The organism is Stenotrophomonas sp. GD04024 (genome assembly GCF_029837545.1).
In the GTDB taxonomy this organism is placed as follows: Bacteria; Pseudomonadota; Gammaproteobacteria; order Xanthomonadales; family Xanthomonadaceae; genus Stenotrophomonas; species Stenotrophomonas forensis.
In genome coordinates, this window is record NZ_JAOEDV010000021.1 from 43438 (window position 1) to 63377 (window position 19940).

The window sequence follows — 19940 nt, forward strand, 5'->3', positions numbered from 1 at the left end:
CATGAGCGCGGTATCCGACGACATCACTGCCGATTTCATCATCGAGGCACAGGAAATCCTGGACCGCCTGGGCGAACAGCTGGTGTCGCTGGAGCAGGCACCGCAGGACAGCGAGCAGCTCAATGCGGTGTTCCGTGGTTACCACACGCTCAAGGGTGGTGCCGGCTTCCTCGGCGTCACCGCCATGGTCGAGCTGTGCCATGCCGCCGAAGAAGCGCTCGGCATCGCGCGCGCTGGCCACGCCGTGTTGCAGGCCCATCACTTCGACGCGGCCCAGCAATCGCTGGATTACCTGCAGTCGATGCTCGATGCAGTGTCTTCCGGCACCGAACCGGGCTACGCCCCGCCGGAGCTGATCGCACAGTTCGACATGCACGGTGGCGGAACCGTGGCCCCCACCGCCTCGGCACCCGCTGCCGGCGGCGGCGACCTGATCACCGAAGACGAATTCGAGGCCCTGCTCGACCAGCTGCACGGCGGCAACGCGCCCACTGCGGTGACGTCGGCGAAGAAGGCCGACGACGGGCTGATCAGCGAGGACGAATTCGAAGCCCTGCTTGACCAGCTGCACGGTGGTGCGGCCCCCGGCAGCAAAGCGGTCGCCGCCGCGCCGGTTGCTCCGCCGCCGGCACCCCGCCCGGCGGCGCCCACGCCGCCCGCGAAGCCGGCCGCCAAGCCACTGGCCGAGGCCGAACACACCGTGCGCGTGGACACCAAGCGCCTGGACGCGATCGTCAACCTGATCGGCGAACTGGTGCTGTCACGCAACCGGCTGAAGACACTGCGCGCACGCCTGCGCGACGAAGAGCTGGACCGCGCGGTCTCCACCCTGGACATCGCCACTGCCCGCCTGCAGTCGGCAGTGATGCGTACCCGCATGCAGCCGGTCGGCAAAGTGTTCTCGCGCTTCCCCAAGGTGGCCCGCGACGTCGCCCGCTCGCTGAAGAAGGAAGTGGACCTTGAGCTGATCGGCGCCGAGACCGAGCTCGACCGCAACCTGGTCGAGGCTCTGGCCGACCCGCTGGTGCACCTGGTCCGCAACGCCATCGACCATGGCGTGGAAATGCCCGACCTGCGCGAAGCGCAGGGCAAGCCTCGGATGGGCCATGTGCGCCTGTCAGCCCAGCAGGAAGGAGACTATGTCAGCATCGAGGTGCAGGACGATGGCGCCGGCATCGACCCGGAAAAGCTGCGTGCGAAGGCACGCGAGAAGGGCCTGATCGATCCGGAAGCCGCGGCCCGCCTGAGCAGTGAAGAATGCCTGCACCTGGTGTTCCTGCCCGGCTTCTCGACCAAGCAGCAGGTCACCGATATCTCCGGCCGTGGCGTCGGCATGGACGTGGTGCAGTCGCGCATCCGCGAACTGAGCGGCCAGATCCAGATCCAGTCGGAACTGGGCCGAGGCAGCCGTTTCCTGATCCGCGTGCCGCTGACCCTGGCCATCCTCCCCACCCTGCTGGTGCAGGCCGGCGAGGATGTCTATGCGCTGCCGCTGGCGCGCGTGATGGAAGTGCTGCACGCACCGCGCACCTCGTTGGGCTGGTTCGATGGCCGTGCCGTGCTCGACCGGCGCTCGCATACCCTGCCGCTGGTCGATCTGCGCCAATGGCTGGATGTGACGCCGGCCGCCTCGACCCTGCTGACCATCGTGGTGCTGCAGGCTGGCGAAGCCCGCTTCGGCCTGGTCGTGGACCAGGTGCGCGGGCGCGAGGAAGTGGTGATCAAGCCGCTGCCCAAGGCCCTGCGCGGCCTACGTGGTTATGCCGGTGCAACCTTGATCGGCGATGGTCGCATGGCGCTGATCCTGGACGTGGACGGCCTGCGATGAACCCCGCCGGGCCCCGCCCGGCGGCCCGAAAACTGTGACTACCGTCTGTACGCGATCTCCCGGTGTCTCAAGTCCCATTCATACACGCCGATACCGGAACCATGGATAGACTCAGCCTCATTGGACTCTTTCTCGCCCTGGCCTCGCTGGTCGGCGGCAGCATCCTCAAGGGCGCCGGCCTGGCGTCGTTGTGGTCGCCTGCGGCGTTCGTGATCGTCATCGTCGGCACCATCGCCGCGATCCTGCTGCACACCTCACCGGCGGTATTCAAGCACGCGTTCAAGATCGTGCGCTGGGTCGTGCGCCCGCCGCACAGCGACCGCCGTGAGCTGATCCAGCAGATCGTCGAGTGGAGCAACATCGCACGCCGCCAGGGCCTGCTGGGCCTGGAGTCGCAGGTGGAAGCACAGCAGGACCCGTTCCTGCGCAAGGGCCTGCAGCTGCTGGTGGACGGCGTCGAACCGGAGTCGATGCGGCACATGCTGGAAATCGAACTGGGCAGCCAGGAACACCAGGACCAGGCCGGCGCCAAGGTGTTCGAGGCGATGGGCATCTATGCGCCGACGCTCGGCATCATCGGCGCCGTGCTGGGCCTGATCGCGGTGATGAAGAACCTGGCCGACCCGAGCAAGCTCGGCCACGGCATCGCCGCCGCGTTCACCGCCACCATCTACGGCATCGCCTCGGCCAACCTGCTGTTCCTGCCGATCGCCGCCAAGCTCAAGAGTGTGATTTCGCACAATACCCGCGACCGCGAAATGGTCATCGAAGGCCTGATCTCGATCGCGCAGGGCGAGAACCCGCGCAACATCGAAACCAATCTCTCCGGCTTCCTGCACTGACATGGCCCGCCGCAAGCACCACGAAGAGCACGCCAACCATGAAGCATGGGCGATCCCCTATGCCGACCTGATGACGCTGCTGCTCGCCTTCTTCGTGGTCATGTATGCCATTTCCTCGGTCAACGAGGGCAAGTACCGGATCATGGCCGATGCGCTCACCGATGCCTTCGGTGGTGCGCCGCGCACCATCAACCCGGTGCAGGTTGGTAACAAGCAGGTGCAGGGCGGCGGCTGGGACAGCCCGTCGGTGATCAAGTCCGGCACCAAGATCGGTCCGTCCGCACCCGCCCCGTCACATGACCCGACGCTGCTGCCGTCGATGGCATCGCAGATGCGCATGCCGGTATCGGTGCACAACCAGGAACAGATCGCGCGCGCCGAGCGCCAGCTCAACAGCATCGCCGACCGCCTGACCGCCGCGCTGGCGCCGCTGATCGACCGCGGCATGATCAGCGTGCGCCGCACCGAACTGTGGATCGAGGTCGAGATCAACAGTGACATCCTGTTCCCCACCGGCTCGGCCGCGCTGGACGTGCACGCACGGCAGACCCTGGCCAGCCTGGCCGACGTGCTGCGCGATGTGCCCAACAGCGTGCGCGTGGAAGGCCACACCGACAACGTGCCGATCGCCACCGCCACCTTCCCGTCCAACTGGGAACTGTCGGCCGGGCGCGCGGCCAGCGTGGTGCACCTGTTCGCCGACCAGGGCGTGCAGCCGTCACGGCTGGCGATGGTCGGCTACGGCCAGTTCCGCCCGCGCGAAGAGAACGACAGCGCGCAGGGCCGCAACCGCAACCGCCGGGTGATGGTCATCATCCTGGCCGACACCTCGCACTCGGTCGATCCGCTCGGGCAGCGCCTGAACGCTGCCACCGGCGCCGTCGACACCAGCGCCACCGAACAAGCCGCCGCAACTCCGGCTACCGCCCCCACCTCCCCCATCGCACCGGTGAAGTTGCCGCCGGTGCCGGCTGGCAGCCGCGTCGGCGCCGCCGTTCCCCCGGCAATGAAGGAGTAAACCGATGCGCATCTGGGCAGTCGCCAACCAGAAGGGCGGAGTCGGCAAGACCACCACCACCCTCGCCCTCGGCCGCGGCCTGGCCGCGCTCGGCCACCGCGTGCTGCTGATCGACCTCGATCCGCATGCCTCGCTCAGCCGCGCCTTCGGCGTGCCGGTGGACCCGCCGCCGGCCGGCGTGCTGGAACTGTTCGGCGCCCCACCGGCCGACCTGTCCAGCCTGTGCCATGCCAGCAGCATCCACGGCCTGGACTACGTCTGCGCACAGTCGGCACTGGCCACGCTGGAGCGTCGCAGCGCCAACCAGCCCGGCCTCGGCCTGGCCCTGCAGAATGCACTGGCGCGCCACCAGGGCCAGCACGACTACATCCTGCTGGACTGCGCGCCGACCCTCGGCCTGCTGATGATCAATGCGCTGGCGGCTGCCGATCGCCTGATCATCCCGACCCAGGCCGAACCGCTGGCCCTGCACGGCCTGGATGGCATGGTCCGCACCGGCGAGATGGTCGAGCGCTCGCGCCGCCGTCCGCTGCCGATCTCGATCCTGCCCACCCTGTTCGACCGCCGCACCCGCGCCGGCAACGAGTCGCTGCGCACCATGCAGGACCGTCATGGCGCGCGCGTATGGGAAGACGCGATTCCGATCGACACCCGCATCAGCAACGCCGCCGGCCTGACCCTGCCCAGCGTCGGCGAGGACTACCCTGGCCGCGGCCTGGCCGCGTATCGCCGCGCCCTGAACTGGATTCTCGGCGAGGACGCGCGCGCCCTGGAGCAGGCCGCATGAACAGCACCGGCGTACTGGACGATTACCTGGACGAACTGCTGGGCGAAGCGATTGTCGCGCCGCCGCCCGCCAGCGCCCGGCCGAGCGCAGCGAGCGGAGCGGCCGCCGAGCGCGAGCCGACCTGGGATGACCTGCCGGCCGAAGTGATCTACGAAACCGAAACCGTGGCCACCGCCCCGTCCACAGACGACGCCGCGCTCGAGGCCGCGTTCGAGGTGGCGGCAACGATCGAGCGCGAGCCGACCTGGGACGACCTGCCGGCTGAAGTGATCTACGAAACCGACACCGTGGCCGCTGCCCCGGCCGCGGACGACGCCGCGCTGGAGGCCGCATTCGAGGCCGCCGCAACGCCGGCCGCCGCCGACGGCGAACCGACCTGGGATGACCTGCCAGACGAGGTGCTGCACGAGACAGCCCCGGCGCCGGCCACCGCTAGCGCCGGCCCGGAACCCACCTGGGACGACCTTCCGGACGAAGTGATCTACGAGACCGATACGGCTGACAGCCATCGCCTCGCCCATACCGACAGTCCGGGCCTGCAGGCGGCATTCGAAGCCGCCGCGGGTGGCGAGGACGTCGCCACGCCCCCGCCGGCCGTGGTTGCGTCGCCGGTACCACCGGCGGCACCGCGAGCAGCCGCCGTACCCACCGCACGCGCCGCAGCTGCACCGCCACCGCGGGTCGCCGTGGACGCCCCCGCAGCCAGCCGCCCCAGCAGCTGGCAGGAACTGCAGGCGCAGGCGCACCACCCGGCCAGCAGCCCGCACCCGCAGAACCGCCGCGCCGGCGAGCGCACCTCGCGCTGGCTGCGCCTGCGCTGTGGCACCCAGGCCTATGCGCTGGAGCTGCTGAAGGTGCAGGAAGTGGTGCTGCCGGTGCCGCTGCTGCCATTGCGCGGCACCGCACCGGCCATGCTCGGCATCATGAACCTGCGCGGCCAGGTAGTACCGGTGATGGACCTCGGCCTGCACCTCGGTGCCGCCGCCGCCGAGGACGACGCGCAGACCCGCATCGTGGTGCTGGAAGAAGACGGCGAGACCCTCGGCCTGCGCGTGTCGGCGGTGGAAGACGTCGCCAACCTCACCGACTCGCAGATCGAGCCACCCGATACCGCGCGCATCTGCCAGATCTCCAACGATCTGTTCCGTGGCGTGGCCCGGGTCAGCCAGCGCCCGATGATCCTGCTCGACGCCACGCAACTGTTGAGCTGAGTCGGCGCATCGCGCCGATTCTTCTAAAGAACCCCGCCGGGGTGCCGTTATGGATCACGGAACCGTTTGTCCGGAGCAACGATGAGCACTGTCGAACTGGGTGAGGATCTCGGCATCGAGAGCAGCACCGAGCTCAAGAACCGCCTCGCCCCGCTGGTGGCGCAGGCCGGCGAGCTGACCCTGGATGCAAGCCAGGTCGGCCGCATCCACACCGCCGCCATACAGGTGCTGTGTGCGTTCGTGCAGGCCCGCCGCGAGGCAGGCCTGGGCACCGGCTTCCACGGTTGCACCGCAACCTTCCGTGACGCCGCGCGCCTGCTGGGCGTCACCCAGGCCCTGGGCCTGGACGCAACCCATGACAACCTGAAATCTGTGGAGAACGCTGCATGAGCGCACGTATCTTGGTGGTGGACGATTCGGCGTCGATGCGCCAGATGGTTTCCTTCGCCCTCACCTCGGCCGGTTTTGCCGTCGAAGAAGCTGAAGACGGCGCGGTCGCGCTCGGTCGCGCCAAGGGCCAGCGCTTCAATGCGGTGGTCACCGACGTCAACATGCCGAACATGGACGGCATCGCGCTGATCCGCGAACTGCGCCAGCTGCCGGACTACAAGTTCACCCCGCTGCTGATGCTGACCACCGAGTCGGCCGCCGACAAGAAGTCCGAAGGCAAGGCCGCCGGTGCCACCGGCTGGCTGGTCAAGCCGTTCAATCCGGAACAGCTGGTCGCCACCGTGCAGAAAGTGCTGGGCTGATCGCCCGGCACCGCTCCCCTTCTTCGCTTCCGGACCACCACTGCCATGAGCATGGACCTGCAACGCTTCCACGCCACCTTCTTCGAGGAGAGCCGCGAAGGCCTCGACGCGATGGAGGCTGGCCTGCTGGCCCTGGAATCGGGGCAGCAGGACGCGGAGATCATCAATTCGGTGTTCCGCGCCGCCCACTCGATCAAGGGCGGCGCCGGCACCTTCGGCTTCGATGCGATCGCCGGCCTGACCCACGTGCTGGAAACGCTGCTCGATGAGCTGCGTGCCGGCAAGCGGGCACTGGAAGGCCACGCCGTCGACGCCATGCTGTCCTCGGTGGACGTGCTGCGCGCCCTGTTGCGCGAAGCCGAACACGGCCAGGCCGCCGATCCCGCGGCCGTCGCCGCGGTGAAGGCACGCCTGGAAGCGGTGCTCTCCGGCCAGGCCGCGCCGAGTGCCCCGGCCGCCGCGGCCGCCAAGGTGGACGACACGCCGGAAGCCTGGCAGATCGGCTTCACTCCGGCACCGTCGCTGTTCATGAGCGGCAACGATCCGCTGCGCATCATCCGCGAACTGGAACACCTCGGGTCGCTGCAGGTCGCCGCGCGCATCGAGCGCCTGCCCGGCTTCGCCCAGCTCGACCCGCTCGAGGCCCACCTGGCGTGGGACCTGGGCCTGGTCGGCAAGGTGCCGCGCAGCAAGATCGAAGACACCTTCGCCTGGGTGCTGGACGACTGCGAACTGGACATCCGTCCGGCGGCGCCGCCGAGCCTGGCCACCCAGGCCCCGTCCGCAACAGCCCCTTCCACACCGGCTCCTGCGGCACCTTCCGCACCCGCGCCCGCGGCCAGCGGCGGCGCACCCCAGGAAGCCGAAACCTCGATCCGGGTCAGCGTCGACAAGGTCGATGCACTGATCAACCTGGTCGGCGAACTGGTCATCACCCAGGCCATGCTCAAGCAGGTCTCGCACGCGCTGGACCCGGTTCTTGCCGAGAGCCTGTTCGCCGGCCTGGACCAGCTTGAGCGCAACACCCGCGACCTGCAGGAAGCGGTGATCGGCGTGCGCATGCTGCCGGTCGACGCGGTGTTCCGCCGCTTCCCGCGCCTGGTCCGCGATCTGTCCAGCCGCCTCGGCAAGCAGGTGCGCCTGCGCACCGTCGGCGAAGGCACCGAGCTGGACAAGGGCCTGATCGAGAAGATCGCCGATCCGCTGGTGCACCTGGTACGCAACTCGATCGACCACGGCCTGGAAATGCCCGATGTGCGCCGCGGTGCGGGCAAGGACGAAACCGGCACGATCACCCTGGCCGCCTCGCACCAGGGCGGCCACATCGTCATCGAAGTCAGCGACGATGGTCGCGGCCTGGACCGCGCCAAGATCCTGGCCAAGGCGCACGAGCGTGGCCTGGCCGTACCGGACAACCCGACCGATTCGCAGGTCTGGGACCTGATCTTCCAGCCCGGCTTCTCCACCGCCGATGCGGTGACCGATCTGTCCGGCCGTGGCGTCGGCATGGACGTGGTCCGCCGCAACATCCAGGCGCTGGGCGGCGAGGTGCAGATCGAGAGCAGCCTGGGCAGTGGTACGCGCACCCTGATCCGCCTGCCACTGACCCTGGCCATCCTTGATGGCATGACCGTGGCGGTGGCCGGTGAAACCCTGATCCTGCCACTGGCCTATGTGCTGGAAGCCCTGCAGCCGCAGGCCGAGGACATCCGCAGCATGGCCGGCGAAGGCCGCGTGCTGCGCGTGCGTGGCGAGTACCTGCCGATCCTGTCGCTCAGCGAGTACTACGGCTACGGCAACCGTGCGCCGGGCAGCGAATCGCTGGTGGTGGTGGTCGAGGGCGATGGCCAGAAGATCGCGCTGGAAGTGGACGAGCTGGTCGGCCAGCAGCAGGTGGTGGTGAAGAACATCGAGAACAACTACCGCCGCATCGGCGGGGTATCCGGTGCCACCATCCTCGGCGACGGCCGCGTCGCCCTGATCGTCGATATCGGCGGCCTGGTGCGCTCGCTGCGGATGCCACAGGCCGCCTGATTCCCATTGCAGGCTGTCCAGAACCGCCGCCCTTCGGGGCGGCGGTTTTTGTTTGCGCGCCCCATTCCACCCGGGGTCAGATCCCTTCTGTGAACTCCGTCGGCGCCGTGCTTTCGCATGCAACCACGCCACGCAAGCGAAAGCCCCGCCACTGCAGCACTTTCGCGCCGTCATCCCTACGCAACCGAATGTGATCTGCGTCCATAAAGTCCGCGCGGGCCGCGCCGTTATCCCGCAATGACGGCCGTCACCGAACCCCACCGGGCACCTCCGTTCGCTCTGCAACCACCCCAGCCGCCGCGACTGCGCCGGCACCCTGCCCACCTGGAGCACCCCGCATGAAGTGGTTCCAAGATCTGCCCATCGCACGCAAGCTGGCCGTGGGGTTCACCCTCACCACGTTGATGACCCTGGTCCTCGGCGCCTTCGCACTGTTGCGCCTGAGCGAGGCCAATACGCAATTGGGCGAGATGGCTGGCAACGATATTCCGTCGGTCCAGCACCTGGGCGAGGCGCGCTCGCAGCTGGGTGAATTCCGCACCTACGAACTGGCGCTGCTGAGCATGCTCGACCAGCCGGACAAGGTGGCCGACTACAACAAGCGCATGGACGACACCGCCAAGACCGTACGCGACGAGCTGGCCGCGTACGCGGCGTTGCCGGCGCTGGCCAGGGAGCGCGAGCTCTACCAGGCCGCCAACGTGCAGCTGGAGCGCTACTTCGGCGCCAACAAGGCGATGCGCGAAGCCGTAGCTGCAGGTGATGGCGCACTCGCCCAGCAGATCTCCGACGAGCAGTCACGCCCGGCGCGTCGTGAACTGTTCGCGGCCATGAAGGCGCTCGGTACCCACATCGCCGGCCTGATGGACGCCAAGATCGCTGCCGCCAACGCCACCCACCGCACCAGCATGATCGCCATCATCGGCTGCATCGTGCTGCTGTCGCTGGTCGCGGCCGCGCTGGCCACGGTGATCTCGCGCGCCGTCACCGGCCCGCTCGGCAAGGCCGTGCACGCGATCCAGGCCGTCGCCCGCGGCGACCTCAGCGTCAGCACCCAGGCCACCAGCAAGGATGAGGCCGGCAAGATGCTGGCCGCCACCGCCGAGATGACCGCCATGCTGCGACGCTTCAGCGAGCAGACCCAGCTGATGGCGCAGATGCATGCCGGCCCGGACATCAGCCACCGCATCCCGGAAGACTTCCCGGGTGTCTACGGCCAGCTGGGCGGCGGCATCAACACGGTGATCTTCGAGCACCTGGACGCGATCCGCGATGCCATCGACGTGCTCAACCAGTACGCCATCGGCAATCTGGCCCCGGATGCGCGCCGCCTGCCCGGCAGCCGCGCGATCCTGCACGAATCGATGGACGCGGCCAAGGCCAGCCTGCTGGCGATCAACACGCAGATCCAGCAGCTGGCCGAGGCCGCCGCCGCCGGTGACTTCAGCCAGCGCGGCGATGCCCAGCGTTTCCAGCACGACTTCAGGCTGATGATCGAGCACCTCAACACCATGATGCAGGTGGCCGACGGCAACCTCGGCCAGCTGTCGCAGCTGCTGCAGTCGATCGCCGCCGGTGACCTGACCGCACGCATGGACGGCCAGTTCAACGGCGTGTTCGCCCGCATGCGCGACGACGCCAACACAACCGTCGCGCAGCTGACCCAGATCGTCGGCCAGATCCAGGCCAGCGCCTCCAGCATCACCCTCGCCGCCGGTGAGATCGCCTCGGGCAACAGTGACCTGTCGCGCCGCACCGAGCAGCAGGCCGCCAACCTGGAAGAAACCGCCGCCTCGATGGAGGAGCTGACCTCCACCGTGCGCCAGAACGCCGAACACGCCCGCCAGGCCAACCAGCTGGCCATCGGCGCACATGGCGTCGCCTCGCAGGGTGGCGAGGTGGTCGGCCAGGTGGTCACCACCATGTCGGCCATCGAAGCTTCGTCGAAGAAGATCGCCGAGATCATCAGCGTCATCGACGGCATCGCGTTCCAGACCAACATCCTGGCGCTGAACGCCGCGGTCGAAGCGGCGCGTGCCGGTGAACAGGGCCGTGGCTTCGCCGTGGTCGCCAGTGAAGTGCGTACCCTCGCCCAGCGCTCGGCCGCCGCCGCCAAGGAAATCAAGGGCCTGATCGACGATTCGGTCGGCAAGGTCGCCGAAGGTTCAAGCCTGGTGCACCAGGCCGGCAGCACCATGGGCGAGATCGTCGCCTCGGTGCAGCGCGTGACCGACATCATGGCCGAGATCTCGGCCGCCTCGCAGGAGCAGTCGGCCGGCATCGAGCAGGTCAACCAGACCGTGGTGCAGATGGACGAAACCACCCAGCAGAACGCCGCGCTGGTGGAAGAAGCCACCGCCGCCGCCCGCGCCATGGAAGACCAGGCCGTGCAGCTGGGGGAAGCCGTGGCCCGCTTCCGGCTGGCATCGCAGGCGACCCCGGGCGCCACGCCGCGCCTGGCCACCGCACCGCTGCCGCGCCAGGTAGCGGCCGCTGCGCCCGCCCACAGGCCGGCACCTGCACGCACGCTGCGCGGCTCGAGCGCCCAGCCGGCACTGGCCGCCGACGACGACTGGCAGGAGTTCTGACCCCACGCGGAAAGCATCCACGCATGGCGTGGATCCACCTGCGTGGCACATCGGGGTCAGGTTCCTTTCCTCCGGGAAAGGGATCTGACCCCTCACGCATGGAAAGTGATGTAATTCTCACTTCATAATCCGATGCAGAGGCCGATATCCCCATCGAGCCTCGCGCCAATGCGTGCTGGCGCCCGCCCCTGACCGTAGATTCCATGTCCGACGGCAACGACACTGCAGTGCATGATGTCCACGCGGCCGATGCCGCCGACGAACGTTTCCTGGTCCGCAACCCGCGCCAGCTGCGCCAGTTGCTGCGCTCGCTGATCGACCAGCGATCACTGATCAATGCGCATATCGACGGCCGCGACCGCTCGTTCCCGACGGCGCTGCTTGATCTTGACGAGGACGAGGATTACCTGCTGCTCGATGGCAGCCCGCAGGAGGCGTCCAACCGCGCCGCCGAGCAGGCCGACCACCTGCTGTGCTTCGCCCAGCTTGAACGGGTGCTGGTGCGGTTCCGCCTGCATGAACTGCAGCGCGTGGACAACGACGGCCACGTTGCGTTCCGTGCGCCCTTGCCGGACGAGCTGGTGCACCTGCAGCGACGCGAGCTGTACCGGCTGGAGACCCCGGTCACCGACTCGCCGCAGCTGCTGCTGCAGCCCGGCGAAGCCCGCGCCGAAGCGTTGTCGATGCGGGTGGTGGACATCAGCGGCGGCGGCCTGGCCGTGGTGGTGCCCAACGACTGCGCGGTGTTCGGCCTGCAGAAGCGCTATCCGGCGCAGCTGTCACTGCCTGATGGCCCGGACCTGGATATCGAACTGGTGGTCTGCAACCTGCTGCCGCAGCGCCAGCCCAACGGCATCGAGGTCAAGCGCGTCGGCATGCGCTTCGACACCCTGCCGCGCGGCGCCGACAGCGCCATCCAGCGCTACATCTTCCGCATCGACCGCCAGCGCAAGGCCCGCCGCAACGGCGAGATGTAGTCACGTGGTAGTGCCGGCCACTGGCCGGCAACCTCGCGACCATGCGGGTACGGCCATTGCCGGCCAGCGGCCGGCACTACCGCTCCCCGGTAGATCCACGCCATGCGTGGATGCCCAGGGCGCCACAGCTAAAGTCCCCCACGGCGGGGCCGATATCGAGCCTGACACCGGGACTTCCGGCAGAACCAGGACCCCTCGATGAACGACAAGACCAGCTCCGCCGCCAGCGCCGGTGGCGAATTCCTCAGCTTCACCCTCGGTGCCGAGCACTATGGCGTGGACATCCTCAAGGTGCAGGAAATCCGCGGTTATGACGCGGTCACCCGCGTGCCGGATGCCCCGGACTACATCAAGGGCGTGATCAACCTGCGCGGCACCATCGTGCCGGTCATCGACCTGCGCCTGAAGCTGCGCCTGGACAACGCCCGCTACGACGCCTTCACCGTGATGATCGTGCTGAACGTGGAAGACCGCGTGGTCGGCATCGTGGTGGACAGCGTCTCGGACGTGATCCCGCTGTCGGCCGAGCAGATCCGCCCGACCCCGGAGTTCGGCGCCGCCGTCGATACCCGCTTCATCTCCGGCATCGGTACCCATGATGACCGCATGCTGATCCTGCTGGACATCGAGACCCTGCTCGACAGCGCCGACATGGGCCAGGCGACCGTCGCCGAAGACGTTGCCGCCTGATCCAGCGGACCTGCTTCACGTTCTGGTCACACAACCCTTCAGTTCCCCGCGGCGGTGCCGATAGGGGGACAGAAGCCGGTCGCGCAGGAGCGCGCAGAACCGGAACGACCATCACCATCCCCGGAGATACACCTCGATGAAGTCCCTGCTTGCGTTCGTCTCGGCCGCTGTCCTGGCCACCACCGCCTCCTCCGCGTTCGCGCAGTCGGCCGACATGATCCCGCCGGAACTGGCACCGCGCTCGGTCGGCAAGGACGGCATGGTCTGTGGCAAGGTCGAAAAGGCCCGCTACGCAGAAGGTTCCGAAGGCCAGCCGACCTTCCTGTACATGGGCGGCGCCTTCCCGCGCCACACCTTCTCGGCCCGCATCGCCGGCGAGAACCGCGGCAAGTTCTCCTTCCCGCTGGAAACCCTGGAAGGCAAGACCGTGTGCGTGATCGGCAAGATCCAGCGCGACGCCTCGCGTGCGGAAATCGAAGTCAGCTCGCCGGCTGGCCTGAAGCTGGCCAACATCAAGTAATCCGCTGTCCGTCGAACCACGCCGGACCTGGCGCCGGCGTGGTTTCTGCTGCAACCGGGCCCGATGCCCGGGCGCGTCTGCCTTAGGAGCTCGCAACGCCCATGCCGTGGATCAACAACCTGAAACTGATGCCGAAGCTGCTGCTGACCTTCGGCGTCCTCCTGCTGGTGATGCTGCTGCAGGGCATCGTCGCCTATCGCGGCCTGCATTCGCTGAACAACGTCACCACCGAGTTGGCCGGTTCGCGCATGGAAAGCATCCGCATGGCCGGCGAGATGCGCGGCATGCTGGGCGAGTACCGCAACGCCGCCTACCAGCAGCTGATCCGCGCCAGCGATGACGTCAAGTCCGACGCGCGCAAGCAGGCCGTCGAGCTGCGCGAGAGCATGGACAAGTCGATCAAGGGCTACCCGGCGCTGGTCGACAATGCGCAGCAGAAGAAGCTGTTCGACACCTTCGCCAAGGAATGGAAGGACGCCCTGGCCTCCTATGACAGCGTCACCGAGATGCTGGAACTGGACCTGCCGGACGACGCCATCGATACCTTCGTCGGCGAGACCCGCACCAAGCACCGCAAGGCCGCTTCGGCGCTGGAAGCACTGATCGCCGAAGACAACCGCCTCGCCCGCGCCTCGCGCGAAGAGGCCGAATCCACCTACGCCGCCTCGTCCGTGCTGACCGTGATCGCCCTGCTGGGCGGCGCCGCGCTCGGCCTGGTGCTGGTCTGGCTGTTCGCCCGCGCCCTGGTCGGCAGCGTGCGTGGCGCCGTCTCGGTGGCCGACGACGTGGCCGGCGGCAAGCTCGATGGCCACATCGATGTCAGCCGCCAGGACGAAGTCGGCGAGCTGATGCAGGCCATGCAGCGCATGCAGCGCGACCTGCGTGAGCGCATCGAAACCGACCAGGCCGTCGCACGCGAGAACCTGCGCATCCGCACCGCGCTGGACTACAGCTCGACCGGCGTGTACCTGACCGACACCAGCAACACCATCGTCTACAGCAACCGCGCCCTGCAGCAGACCCTGAGCCAGTACCAGGATGAAGTGCGCCGCGACCTGCCGGACTTCGACGCCCAGGCCTCGCTGATCGGCAAGCCGGTTACCGTGCTGGAACACCGTGGCGAGATGGACCAGACCCTGCTCGGCAACCTGAAGGCGCACGGCGTCGCCCGTCGCCCGATGCAGTACGGCGATGCCCAGTTCGCGCAGGTGGTCTCGACCATCCGCAATGAAGGCGGCGACACCGTCGGCTACGTGGTGGAATGGCGTGACCGCACCCAGGAAGCGCTGGTCGAGGCCGAAGTGGCGCGCGTGATTGCCCAGGCCGCCGCCGGCGACCTGTCCGGCCGCATCGACGCCAGCGACAAGGAAGGCTTCTTCCTGCAGCTGGCCCAGCAGATCAACGGCCTGCTTGACGCCAACGCCGGCAGCATCGAACAGATCTCCGGCCTGCTCGCCGCGCTGTCGCAGGGTGACCTGACCGTGCGCATGCACGGCGACTACCAGGGCGTGTTCGCCCGCATGCGCGACGATGCCAATGCAACCGCCGCACAGCTGAGCGAGATCGTCACCCGCATCAAGCAGTCCAGCCGCGCGATCAATTCGGCCGCCGGCGAAATCGCCTCGGGCAACAGCGACCTGTCGCGCCGTACCGAACAGCAGGCCGCCAACCTGGAAGAAACCGCCGCCTCCATGGAGGAACTGACCTCCACCGTGCGCCAGAACGCCGAACATGCCCGCCAGGCCAACCAGCTCGCCATCGGCGCGCATGGCGTCGCCTCGCAGGGTGGCGAAGTGGTCGGCCAGGTGGTCACCACCATGTCCGCCATCCAGGCCTCGTCGAAGAAGATCGCCGAGATCATCAGCGTCATCGACGGCATCGCGTTCCAGACCAACATCCTGGCGCTGAACGCTGCGGTGGAAGCGGCGCGTGCCGGCGAGCAGGGCCGTGGCTTCGCCGTGGTCGCCAGCGAAGTGCGCACCCTCGCCCAGCGCTCGGCCGCCGCCGCCAAGGAAATCAAGGGCCTGATCGACGATTCGGTCGGCAAGGTCAACGACGGCTCGGCGCTGGTGCACAAGGCCGGCGCCACCATGGGCGAAATCGTCGCCTCGGTGCAGCGCGTGACCGACATCATGGCCGAGATCTCCGCCGCCTCGCAGGAGCAGTCGGCCGGCATCGAGCAGGTCAACCAGACCGTGGTGCAGATGGACGAAACCACCCAGCAGAACGCCGCGCTGGTGGAAGAAGCCACCGCCGCTGCGCGCGCGATGGAAGAACAGGCCGGCCACCTCAGCGAAGCCGTGTCGATCTTCGTGGTCGACGAAGCCGAGGCAGTGACCGCCCCGCGCGTCGCCACCCCGGCACCGCGCGCCGCCGCCCCGGCAGCTCCGGCTGCGGTGGCACCGCCGGCCCGCCGCACCGCAGGCGGGCGCCCGATGGCGACCGAACTGGCCGACGGAGACTGGCAGGAGTTCTGATGCCACGCATGGAGGGCCGGTCGCAACACCGGCCCTCCTTTCCGGCGCAGCCGTCACTGCGGCTGACGGAGCCTGTAACTCTTGTGCAGCAGGCCATCAGGGCTGCCCGCATTGACGATGGCGGCGCGCACCCACACCAGCTTTTCCTTCAATCGCCGGATGTGACCCCGGCGCACGTGGGTGCGTGGCCCTGCCGCACCCCCACCCGGCCCCGTGACGTCTGACGCGGCCGTGGCGCCATCCACCTCGAACACCCGGTAGCTGAAGAACGGCTGCTTGCCTCTGCGCATCCGCCGCTTGTTCAGCGCCACCGATGCCGGCCGCTCCACCGACGCGACATTGGCGCAGTTGAGCACGCAGCAGGTCTGCAACAGCATGGCCACCTCGTCGCGACAGTCCTGCACGATCTGCGCCTTCACCGCCGCACTGCCCTGCTGCTCCACCGCCCAGGCGTGCCATTCCGGCAGCAGCGCGAACGGCGCAACCCGGAACTGCTGCAAGGGTTTCCCGGACGCCATCGCTTCCACCGGGGCATTGACCAGGCGCGTGGGCAGGCTGGCTTCTTCTGGCCGGTACAGGCTCAACGGATTCTGGTGCGGCAGGAACACGCCTCCCAGCGGCACTTTCCATGCGGCCGCATCGGCCTGCCAGTAGATCGGGATCACCACCACGCCTCCGGCCGGTTCATCCAGGAAGCACTCCGTGGCCGGAAAGGCCGCGGCGACTTCGCGGTTCATGTTCAGGCACAGCGCGATGCGCCGGGGCGCCGCATGGCCCGCCCCTTTGTGGCCCGGCAACCCGTCGGGCAGGATCCACGCCGCTTCCAGCGCCATCACCTCGAACGGCGGGCGCGCCATGTCCACGTGCACCTGGCGCAGCTCACGCAGATCGATCATCTCCGCACAATTGGGCAGCAGGAACTTCACGCTGCGGTGCAGGTAGCTGGCGATGGCTTCATGGGCCTGGCGGATGCCCGGCATGCTGCCCTTGATCCGGGGAATCAGCGCGTTCATTTCTTCCAGTGCATGCGCTGCATAGTTCAATAATTCGATGTGACCTTCCATCGCCGTACAGATGTGCTCCATTCCTTTCCGCCCGTCCGGCGGTGCGATCGAAGTCTAGGAATGGCATCAGTACAATCAACAAATTGTCCTAGATACACTCGGCGCACGGATGGCACGCTCACGGTTCAAGCAGGTAGTCGATGGCCTCGTATCGGACATCCAGAGCGGGAACCTGCGCCCTGGAACCCGCCTGCCCACCCACCGCGAGCTCGCCCGCCGCCATGATCTGGCGCTTGCCACCGCCAGCCGCGTCTATGCCGAGCTGGCCCGGATGGGCCTGGTCATCGGTGAGATCGGTCGCGGCACCTATGTGCGCGAGGCGTTCGGCGCACAGGGCATGGCCTGCGACATGCTAGCCGGTCTCGGCGGCGGCATCGACCTCAACGCCAACATGCCCACCGCATTCGGCCAGGACACGCAGCTTCGCCGGGCCCTGCGCCACCTCTCGCAGCAGGGCGACCTGGAAGCACTGCTTCTGTACCAGCCGCCCCTGGGTCGGCCCCAGGAGCGCCAGCTCGTGGCCGACTACCTGGTGCAGCGCGGGGTAGCTACCGATGCCGGACGCGTGGCCCTGGTCCAGGGCGCCCAGCACGGATTGACCGTCGCCCTGCTGGGCGCACTGTGCCCGGGCGATGCCATCGCCGTGGATGCGTTGACCTATCCTGGATTCAGGCAGATCGCGGCGATGCTGCGGATGGAAATGATCCCGGTGCCGGTCGGCCCGGAGGGCACCGACCTGCAGGCACTGCGTACGCTGTGCAGCCAGCGCCGGGTCAAGGCGGTGTACTGCATGCCGACCATGCACAACCCGCTGGGCTTCGTCCTGACGCTGCAACAGCGCCAGGAGCTGGCCGCGATCGCCCGCCAGCATGGGCTGCTGGTGCTTGAAGACGCAGCCTATGCCTATCTGGCCGCGCCCGCCGTGGTACCCGTGGCGGCGCTGGCACCGGAACGCACCGTGTACATCGGCGGCCTGTCCAAGAACCTCGCCACCGGCCTGCGTTTCGGCTACATCAGTGCGCCGCCGGCGATGATGGGTGCGATCGAGCGCGCCATCCGCGCCACCACGGTCAACTCGCCGGCACTGGTGACGGCGCTGGTGTGCCGCTGGCTGATGGATGGAACCGTCGACCGCATGGAACGCCACCGCCGCGCCGACGCCCGGCACCGGCAGGCACTGGCACGGCGCCTGCTGGAAGGTGTCGCGTTGGTCGGCCACCCGGGCTCCTACCTGCTGTGGCTGCCACTGGATGGGCGCGACCGCGCCGAGGCGATCTGCCAGGACCTGCATGAGCAGGGCATCGCGCTTTCGACCGCCGCGCCGTTCGCGGTCGGAACCCACGTTCCCAACGCGCTGCGCATCGCGCTGGGAACGGTCGATCCGTCCACCCTGGAACGCGCCCTGGTGCAGATCCGCCTGCGCTTGGACCAGCTGGCTGGCTGAACGGCCGCGGCCTGCTTTCCGCGCGCGGCTCAACCCTGGGCCCGCGCGGCCGATAACGGAGTTGTCACCGCTTGTCCCGCCGTGACCGGCTCGGCGCCGCCCGCCCGTTTCGACCTGGTCCTGCTCGATGAATCTCCTGCATCGCTGGCAACATTACTTCAGCAACCTCTCCGTCCGGCGCAAGCTCAACCTGCTGACGCTGCTCATCGCGCTCGGCGTGATCGCGCTCTCGGTGATCGCCGCCCGCATGCAGTACCTGGACCTCACCGAGACCCGCAAGACCGCGCTGAAGACCCAGGTCGAACTCAGCTACGGCATCCTCCAGCACTACCACCGCCTGGCCGCTACCGGCGAGCTCAGCGAAGAGGCCGCCAAGGGCGCCGCGCTGCAGGCGCTGGAATCTATGCGCGCCGAGAACGATACGTACTACTTCAACATCTACGACACCGGCTACCGCCTGCTGATGCACCCGTTCCGCAAGGACCTGGTCGGCAAGGACATGAAGGACTTCCGCACCGACGATGGTGTACGCATCTACTACGACCAGGTCGAAGCGGCCAAGGCCGGTGGCGGCTTCGTCAACTACCGCTGGGCCAAGCCCGGCAGCAAGGGCGACGTCGGGAAGGTGGCCTACGCTGGCCTGTTCGCGCCCTGGAACTGGGTGGTCAGCAGCGGCGTCTACATGGACGACGTGCAGAAGCAGGCACTGGTGTTCACCGCCATCATGGCAGTCTCCGGCGGCGTGCTGGTGCTGATCGTGCTGGCCCTGAGCTGGGTCATCGGCAACCGCATCGTGCGCCCGCTGAAGCAGGCCACCGCCGTCGCCGAAGGCATTGCCAGCGGCAAGCTGGACAGCCACATCGGCCCGCAGCCGCACGACGAACCCGGCCGCCTGCTGCATGCGATGTCTGGCATGCAGCAGCAGCTGCATGCGGTGATCGGCGGCCAGCGCGAAATGGCGCGACGCCACGATGCCGGCGAACTGAGCTACCGCATCGACGCCAGCGCCTTCCCCGGCGAGTACGGGCTGATGGTGCAGGAGACCAACGCCCTGGTCGGCGGCCATGTGCAGACCCTGCACGACGTGCTCGACGTGGTGCAGCAGTATGCGGTCGGCGATCTCAGCCACGACATCGCGCGCTACCCGGGTGAGAAGGCGGCAATGACCGCCACCGTCGACACGGTCAAGACCAATCTCGGCCGAATCAACGCCGAGATCAAGCAGCTGGCCAGCGCCGCCGCCGCAGGCGATTTCAGCCGCCGTGGCGACGCCCAGCGCTTCGATCATGATTTCCGCCTGATGCTGGAAAACCTCAACGCGATGATGGCGGTCAGCGATGACAACCTCGGCAAGCTCTCGCAGCTGCTGTCGGCCATCGCCGAAGGTGACCTGACCGCACGCATGCACGGCAACTACCAGGGCGTGTTCGCGCGCATGCGCGACGACGCCAACACCACCGTCGCGCAGCTGACCCAGATCGTCGGCCAGATCCAGGCCAGCGCCTCCAGCATCACCCTCGCCGCCGGCGAGATCGCTTCGGGCAACGGCGACCTGTCGCGCCGTACCGAGCAGCAGGCCGCCAACCTGGAAGAGACCGCCGCCTCGATGGAGGAACTGACCTCCACCGTGCGCCAGAACGCCGAACACGCCCGCCAGGCCAACCAGCTGGCCATCGGCGCGCAGGGCGTCGCCTCGCAGGGTGGCGAA

15 protein-coding genes and 1 pseudogene are annotated in these 19940 nt (G+C 68.1%); 15 read left to right on the forward strand and 1 reads right to left on the reverse strand.

The genetic code is table 11. From position 1 onward, the window contains the following. Nucleotide 1: 1 nt before the first annotated feature. The 13 genes and pseudogenes from N7590_RS09485 (at nucleotide 2) to N7590_RS09545 (ending at nucleotide 15724) form a co-directional block, all read left to right on the forward strand. Nucleotides 2–1828 (forward strand): chemotaxis protein CheA, encoded by a 1827-nt coding sequence (locus N7590_RS09485; protein WP_164241651.1) that lies wholly within the window; start codon nucleotides 2–4, stop codon nucleotides 1826–1828. A 101-nt stretch (nucleotides 1829–1929) separates the two neighbouring features. Beyond that, nucleotides 1930–2670 carry a flagellar motor protein gene (locus tag N7590_RS09490; RefSeq protein WP_006442919.1) on the forward strand — a complete coding sequence of 247 codons (741 nt, stop codon included), beginning with the start codon at nucleotides 1930–1932 and terminating at the stop codon, nucleotides 2668–2670. A 1-nt stretch (nucleotide 2671) separates the two neighbouring features. Then, nucleotides 2672–3517, forward strand: a pseudogene (gene motD / locus N7590_RS09495) (flagellar motor protein MotD); the annotation flags it as partial. 175 nt (nucleotides 3518–3692) lie between these two features. Continuing rightward, nucleotides 3693–4475 carry a ParA family protein gene (locus N7590_RS09500; RefSeq protein WP_071229213.1) on the forward strand — a complete coding sequence of 261 codons (783 nt, stop codon included), beginning with the start codon at nucleotides 3693–3695 and terminating at the stop codon, nucleotides 4473–4475. Beyond that, a complete protein-coding gene (locus tag N7590_RS09505; RefSeq protein ID WP_164241650.1) occupies nucleotides 4472–5686 on the forward strand; it encodes a chemotaxis protein CheW in 1215 nt (404 codons plus the stop codon). The genes N7590_RS09500 and N7590_RS09505 overlap by 4 nt, the downstream gene beginning before the upstream one ends. Nucleotides 5687–5767: 81 nt before the next feature. After that, on the forward strand, nucleotides 5768–6076 hold the full coding sequence (locus N7590_RS09510; RefSeq protein WP_164241649.1) for an STAS domain-containing protein: 309 nt from the start codon (nucleotides 5768–5770) through the stop codon (nucleotides 6074–6076). Then, nucleotides 6073–6438 (forward strand): response regulator, encoded by a 366-nt coding sequence (locus N7590_RS09515; protein ID WP_005409521.1) that lies wholly within the window; start codon nucleotides 6073–6075, stop codon nucleotides 6436–6438. The genes N7590_RS09510 and N7590_RS09515 overlap by 4 nt, the downstream gene beginning before the upstream one ends. Nucleotides 6439–6483: 45 nt before the next feature. Then, nucleotides 6484–8472 carry a chemotaxis protein CheA gene (locus N7590_RS09520; protein WP_164241648.1) on the forward strand — a complete coding sequence of 663 codons (1989 nt, stop codon included), beginning with the start codon at nucleotides 6484–6486 and terminating at the stop codon, nucleotides 8470–8472. 338 nt (nucleotides 8473–8810) lie between these two features. Further along, complete coding sequence (locus tag N7590_RS09525; RefSeq protein ID WP_279935377.1) at nucleotides 8811–11060, forward strand: methyl-accepting chemotaxis protein; 2250 nt, start codon at nucleotides 8811–8813, stop codon at nucleotides 11058–11060. A gap of 203 nt (nucleotides 11061–11263) precedes the next feature. After that, on the forward strand, nucleotides 11264–12037 hold the full coding sequence (locus tag N7590_RS09530; protein ID WP_053512124.1) for a flagellar brake protein: 774 nt from the start codon (nucleotides 11264–11266) through the stop codon (nucleotides 12035–12037). Nucleotides 12038–12235: 198 nt separating this feature from the next. Next, a complete protein-coding gene (locus N7590_RS09535; protein WP_053512123.1) occupies nucleotides 12236–12727 on the forward strand; it encodes a chemotaxis protein CheW in 492 nt (163 codons plus the stop codon). 136 nt (nucleotides 12728–12863) lie between these two features. Next, nucleotides 12864–13247: a hypothetical protein gene (locus N7590_RS09540; protein WP_006442858.1), complete on the forward strand. Its 384-nt coding sequence runs from the start codon at nucleotides 12864–12866 to the stop codon at nucleotides 13245–13247. Nucleotides 13248–13348: 101 nt separating this feature from the next. Further along, on the forward strand, nucleotides 13349–15724 hold the full coding sequence (locus N7590_RS09545) for a methyl-accepting chemotaxis protein (RefSeq protein WP_279935379.1): 2376 nt from the start codon (nucleotides 13349–13351) through the stop codon (nucleotides 15722–15724). A 53-nt stretch (nucleotides 15725–15777) separates the two neighbouring features. On the opposite strand, the gene N7590_RS09550 is transcribed toward N7590_RS09545, so the two are convergent. Further along, nucleotides 15778–16809 (reverse strand): hypothetical protein, encoded by a 1032-nt coding sequence (locus tag N7590_RS09550; protein WP_204275114.1) that lies wholly within the window; start codon nucleotides 16807–16809, stop codon nucleotides 15778–15780. Nucleotides 16810–16897: 88 nt separating this feature from the next. On the opposite strand from N7590_RS09550, the gene N7590_RS09555 reads away from it, so the two are divergent. Beyond that, nucleotides 16898–18232 carry a PLP-dependent aminotransferase family protein gene (locus N7590_RS09555; RefSeq protein ID WP_053512169.1) on the forward strand — a complete coding sequence of 445 codons (1335 nt, stop codon included), beginning with the start codon at nucleotides 16898–16900 and terminating at the stop codon, nucleotides 18230–18232. 127 nt (nucleotides 18233–18359) lie between these two features. Then, a partial coding sequence (locus N7590_RS09560) for a methyl-accepting chemotaxis protein (protein ID WP_279935381.1) occupies nucleotides 18360–19940 on the forward strand: 1581 nt, incomplete at its 3' end.